The sequence below is a fragment of the Vibrio cionasavignyae genome (assembly GCF_050337155.1).
GTDB classification, from domain to species: Bacteria; Pseudomonadota; Gammaproteobacteria; order Enterobacterales; family Vibrionaceae; genus Vibrio; species Vibrio nomapromontoriensis.
Window position 1 is genome coordinate 1 of record NZ_JAKJSR010000002.1, and the last position, 5595, is coordinate 5595.

At 43.3% G+C, this 5595-nt stretch carries 5 protein-coding genes and 2 pseudogenes; all 7 read left to right on the plus strand.

Features of this window, described 5'->3' with window-relative positions; all coding sequences use genetic code 11:
- On the plus strand, positions 1–370 hold a 370-nt coding region (locus L4D74_RS00230), incomplete at its 5' end, for a hypothetical protein (RefSeq protein WP_428750223.1).
- Between the two features lie 1078 nt (positions 371–1448).
- Positions 1449–1763 carry a hypothetical protein gene (locus tag L4D74_RS00235; protein ID WP_428750224.1) on the plus strand — a complete coding sequence of 105 codons (315 nt, stop codon included), beginning with the start codon at positions 1449–1451 and terminating at the stop codon, positions 1761–1763.
- Positions 1763–2701, plus strand: coding sequence for a hypothetical protein (locus tag L4D74_RS00240; protein ID WP_428750225.1), 939 nt, complete (start codon positions 1763–1765; stop codon positions 2699–2701). The genes L4D74_RS00235 and L4D74_RS00240 overlap by 1 nt, the downstream gene beginning before the upstream one ends.
- A gap of 71 nt (positions 2702–2772) precedes the next feature.
- Positions 2773–2973 (plus strand): annotated as a pseudogene (locus L4D74_RS00245) (PAAR-like domain-containing protein); the annotation flags it as partial.
- Positions 2974–3013: 40 nt separating this feature from the next.
- On the plus strand, positions 3014–3352 hold the full coding sequence (locus L4D74_RS00250) for a hypothetical protein (protein ID WP_428750226.1): 339 nt from the start codon (positions 3014–3016) through the stop codon (positions 3350–3352).
- A gap of 1034 nt (positions 3353–4386) precedes the next feature.
- Positions 4387–5331, plus strand: a complete 945-nt coding sequence (locus tag L4D74_RS00255; RefSeq protein ID WP_428750227.1) for a hypothetical protein — start codon at positions 4387–4389, stop codon at positions 5329–5331.
- A gap of 43 nt (positions 5332–5374) precedes the next feature.
- Positions 5375–5595, plus strand: a pseudogene (locus L4D74_RS00260) (PAAR-like domain-containing protein); the annotation flags it as partial.

Sequence of the window (5595 nt, forward strand, 5' to 3'; positions counted from 1 at the left end):
CAGTTATGTATTCGTCTTGCCGGATTTTAAAATGAACGTATCTCAACTGCATGGCTCGATTTATCGTGTACTGGATGATGCCAAATACGCGGCTTACTCAGTCCCTGATCCCGATAAGGCCATGACCGAAACCTTCAGGAGTGCATTGGCGGCGGCATTTGAAGATAGGACGTTATGTATCGCTAAAGAAGACGGCCTGCATGTCACGGTCAATGTCGAGTTTTCGCATCCGGCTCGTCTGCTCTGGTGCTACGAACCGACGCCAAACACCATTGTGCCAAAACGCTATTTAACCAACAGCGGCTACATAAGCACGAGTCAAATAGGCATGCTTGATGAAAAACCAAATACTACACCTTGGGGAAAGTAAATGAATCGCGGCTCTAAAGGAATATTCACAACAAAAGCGCAACCTTTTTCAAAATGGTGGGCGCAATTTCGAGCAGAAGTGATTGTTGTCCCAATGAAAGACCCGCTCGAACCGTTTATGACGGTCAATGACCATCTGTTGACGTTAAGGACTGGTTATCATACTCGCCGAAATACCATTGTCGTGCCATGGATGATGATGCTAACCATATTAACCCTGTATTTTCTCTACGATTCCAGCTACAAATATAACTTTGAGTCTCAAAAAGCTCGAGCTGAGCGTATGATTGATTTTCATCAAGAAAGGAGAGCTGATTACGATAAGTGGGCTCAGAGAGCCGAGAAGGAAGGATATAAAGAAAAAGCGACTAAGTATAAACACTGGATTCTAGAGGAAGAAGAACAAATTCAAGCCTACAGTGTCTATTTTGAGCAAGACGGTAATGTGACATTGTTCACTCATATGAGAGCGCTGAAGCAACTAGGAAAATTAGATAGTTTTCTCTCAACGACAGGCTTCCTTGCCCTGATGTGCGCTTTATCTTTAGGAGCGTGGTTGCTTTTTTTACTAAAACCTCAAGACGCGGAAGTTTACTTTGATCGAAACAGGCAAATTGTCTACTCGTGGCGACATGGAAGGGTTGGAGCGGCATCATTTGACAAAATGGGGATATTAGAAAACCACCTTGGCTTAAATATCGTATTGCAATTTGAGAACAAAAACCAAACGGGCTACCGACCTATGGGGATAATGGGTATTGATATCGGTAARCTTTCTTTTCATCGAGAAGGCGATATGACTTACCCATTAGCTCAAATCTTAGCGTTTATGGAGCATGGCAAAGAAGCGGTAATTACAGGAGAATCATTTAGAAGGGAGCCAGCAAAATACTTCTTACGTAAGGATAAAAAGCCGGATAACTTTGAGCAGCGTGTTGAAGGGGCTCTTGCCGCTGAAGATGACCTAGTTTCCCACTACCRNACAAATCGGGTAAGAGGTCATGCGATTTAAGGTTACACCTTTGGAAAATAAATAAAAAGTGACCTACCAATTCGTGCTCCCAGCCTATGTCAAGGGTGTGTCTGAAATCGTGGGTTCAATTCAAAAACGCAAGTTAGAGATGATTCAGCCAAACCAATACTCAATGCAACTTGATGAAAGCGCAACAAAAGCGTTTGCTGATGCACTTCAACATGCATTGGCTGATCCGGCTAAGCATAAACTCGAAAACGCATCATTACATCTAACCGTGGAGGTCGAGTTGGAGAATAATGCAAACTTATATTGGTACTATCAACCTAGGCCTGATGTAATAGCCCCCAAACGGATGCTGAATCAAAATGGGTTGGCAAAACAAGCCTTTATTGGCCTAAAAGACGATGAGTTACTGTAATGATAGAGAAAAGAAATAAAAGAGGATTTTTGGGGTTGCTAAAGCATGCCAAAAAATTCATCGAGCTGCGAGAGTGGCTCAATAACAGAATCACGCTAGATACCTATCAAGATCCGCAAAATTCAATCATGCAGGTTAACGATACAACGCTATCAGTTGCCACCCCAACACAAACCATTCGGTTTGTCTATATAGCACCTTTTGTATTGGCCTTCTGGGGACTATCGTTTCATATGATCGGCTGGCTTATCCCAAATCAGGGGATGATAGAGCGAGCCCACAATATGATTGAGTTGAATCAAGAATATAAGGATCTTGGTAGGGAATACGATGAGAAGCGAGACATGTACTATCGTACGCTAGTGGGTAAAGATGGAAAACGTTCAATACTCAACAATATCAAAGCAATACACCTATATGCTAAGGATTATAATAGACATTCTACATACAAGAAAATAGGTGTTATTTGCGTGCTATTGATGATCTCCTTGGCTGGAACCATTGCCTTTCTTCGTTTACCCAGAATGGCCGACATCTACTTTGATCGCGAGAGAAAAATAGTCTACACATGGCGTAAAGGCAAGATAGCAGCCTGTAATTTTGATAACCTCGGCTACCGTGAAAGGAGGCAAGGACTTAACCTATTACTATACAGCGAACACAAAAAAAAACAGTTCTGGCCAACCAACTTCGGACTTCAACCAACAGGCCGAGCGCATTTCAACAATGAAAATGATAATACCGAGTTTATGGCTCAAGTCTTCGCCTTTATGGACAAAGGTAAAAGCGCCGTAATAACCGGCGAAAGCTTCGAACGCCCTCAGCCTAAATACTATTTATACATTGATGAAAAACCCGAAAACTTCGAGTCGCGGCTGGAAGAGATTTTGAAAAGGGATGAGGTGTTACCAGAGCTGTATGCGAAGCACCTTCTTTAACTAGGGCGTGTTGAACGTTGACTCTGATTTTTATTGTGCGATTAAAGAGACGTGAGGACATATACCATTAAAACAATGCTAAATCGGCAGATTTAGCGGGTGGTTCAACCTCGGTTAGTGCAGATGGAGGTAATAGCAAAGCGCTAAAAGGCAGTACGTTTTCAAAAAGTAGGGGTGATGCAGGCGGCGATAAGAAAGGTATATCTTCCGGTACTATTGAAGCTGAAGCTGAGTTTATTTCTGCTTCGCCGGATGTGATCATTGAAGGTAAGTTAAAAGCTCAGTTACGTATTCGTCTTGCCAGATTTTAAAATGAACATATCTCAACTGCATGGCTCGATTTATCGTGAACTGGATGACGCCAAATACGCGGCTTACTCAGTCCCAGATCCCGATAAGGCCATGACCGAAACCTTCAGGAGTGCATTGGCGGCGGCATTTGAAGATAGGACGTTATGCATCGCCAAAGAAGACGGCCTGCATGTCACGGTCAATGTCGAGTTTTCGCATCCAGCGCGTCTGATCTGGTGTTACGAACCGACACCAAACACCATTGTGCCAAAACGCTATTTAACCAACAGCGGCCACATAAGCACGAGTCAAATAGGTATGCTTGATGAAAAACCAAACTCAACACCTTGGGGAAAATAAATGAATCGCGGCTCTAAAGGAATATTCACAACCAAAGCGCAACCTTTTTCAAAATGGTGGCCGCAATTTCGAGCAGAGGTGATAGTCGTCCCGATGAAAGACCCGCTCGAACCGTTTATGACGGTCAATGACAATCTGTTGACGTTAAGGACTGGTTATCATACTCGCCGAAATACCATTGTCGTGCCATGGATGCTGATGCTAACCATATTAACCCTGTATTTTCTCTACGATTCCAGCTACAAATATAACTTTGAGTCTCAAAAGGCTCGAGCTGAGCGTATGATTGAAAGCTATAAAGAAGACAAAGCCAGATACATAAGCTACCTTTCCGACGCTCAAAAGGAAGGAGATAAAGAAGGAGAGGATATTTTTCGGCGTGGGATAGCTCTCGCAGATAATTCCATTAAAGGTTTCAGCATCTATTTTGAGCAAAACGGTAATGTGACATTGTTTACTCATATGAGAGCGCTGAAGCAACTAGGAAAATTAGATAGCTTTCTCTCAACGACAGGCTTCCTTGCCCTGATGTGCGCTTTATCTTTAGGATCGTGGTTGCTTTTCTTACTCAAACCTCAAGATGCGGAAGTTTACTTTGATCGAAACCGGCAAATTGTCTACTCGTGGCGACATGGAAGGGTTGGTGCGGCGTCATTTGATAAAATGGGGATATTAGAAAATCACCTTGGCTTAAATATCGTATTGCAATTTGAGAACAAGAACCAAGCGGGCTATCGGCCGATGGGGATCATGGGTATTGATATCGGTAAGCTTTCTTTTCATCGAGAAGGCGATATGACTTACCCATTAGCTCAAATCTTAGCGTTTATGGAGCATGGCAAAGAAGCGGTGATTACAGGAGAATCATTTAGAAGGGAGCCAGCAAAATACTTCTTACGTAAGGATAAAAAGCCRGATAACTTTGAGCAACGTGTTGAAGGGGCTCTTGCCGCTNAAGATGACCTAGTTTCCCACTACCAAACAAATCGGGTAAAAGGTCATGCGATATAGGGCTTAATAACAAAGGGAAATAGATGAAACGTCGATTTTTGGGCATGTTTACCACCAAAGCCCAACCTTTTTCAAAGTGGTGGCAGGAATTTCGCTCAGAGGTGATCGTTATTCCAATGGAAGACCCACTTGACCCTATAGTCTCTGTAGATGAAAAGGTGTTAACCGTAAGAACGGGCTATCATAACAGGCGCAATACCATTGTTATCCCGCTGATGTTGCTGTTTAGCTTTTTTTCGGTTTATATGCTTAATGATTGGCTGCCTGATTTTGAAAGCCGGCAGGAATATGCATACAAAGCGCTAGCGTCCATTGAGCGGCAAAAGGCTTTAAAACAGCTAAGGTATGGCGCTGAAGAAACCGAAAGGTATGCACGAGCACTACTTAATGAAAATGGTGAGGTTACATGGGCAACATATCTAAGGGCTAAGGAAGTCGAAGGTAGACTTGAGCGCTTCCTCGAAAGTTTTGTTATGATCGGTTCTTTTCTGCTCTTTGGTATTGCTCTTTGGCTCCTTTTCCTTCTAAAACCCAGAGATGCCGAAGTCTACTTTGACCGCGAACGCCAAATTGTTTACAGCTGGCGCCATGGCCGAGTGGGCGCGGCCTACTTTGATAAAATGGGTTTGATTGAGAACCAAGTTGGTATCAATATCGTGTTGCAGTTTGAAAACAAAAATCAGAAGGGCTACCGCCCGATGGCGATTGTYGGTATTGATACAGGTAAATTAGGCTTTCATACCGAAGCCGATACCACCTACCCATTAGCACAAATTCTCGCCTTTATGGACCATGGCAAAGAAGCCGTCATCACAGTGCCGTCATTTAATCGCGAACCTGCAAAGTTATTTTGGCGAGTAGATCCTAAGCCAGAAAACTTTGAAGCACGTGTAGATGCAGCATTGAAGGCAGAAGGTGACTTAGTCTATCACTAYCAAACCCGTAGGCCCAAAGGGCATGCGATATAGGACTTTAAATGTGGATGAGAGACGTGAAGACATACACTATTAAAGCAATGCTAAATCGGCAGATTTATCGGGTGGTTCAACCTCGGTTAGTGCAGATGGAGGTAATAGCAAAGCGCTAAAAGGCAGTACGTTTTCAAAAAGTAGGGGTGATGCAGGCGGCGATAAGAAAGGTATATCTTCCGGTACTATTGAAGCTGAAGCTGAGTTTATTTCTGCTTCGCCGGATGTGATCATTGAAGGTAAGTTAYAAGCTCAGTTATGTAT

Bases quoted from the DNA above. Each gene is read 5' to 3' on its own strand.
- L4D74_RS00240 (WP_428750225.1), top strand. From the start codon at position 1,763: ATGATAGAGAAAAGAAATAAAAGAGGATTTTTGGGGTTGCTAAAGCAT.
- L4D74_RS00250 (WP_428750226.1), top strand. From the start codon at position 3,014: ATGAACATATCTCAACTGCATGGCTCGATTTATCGTGAACTGGATGAC.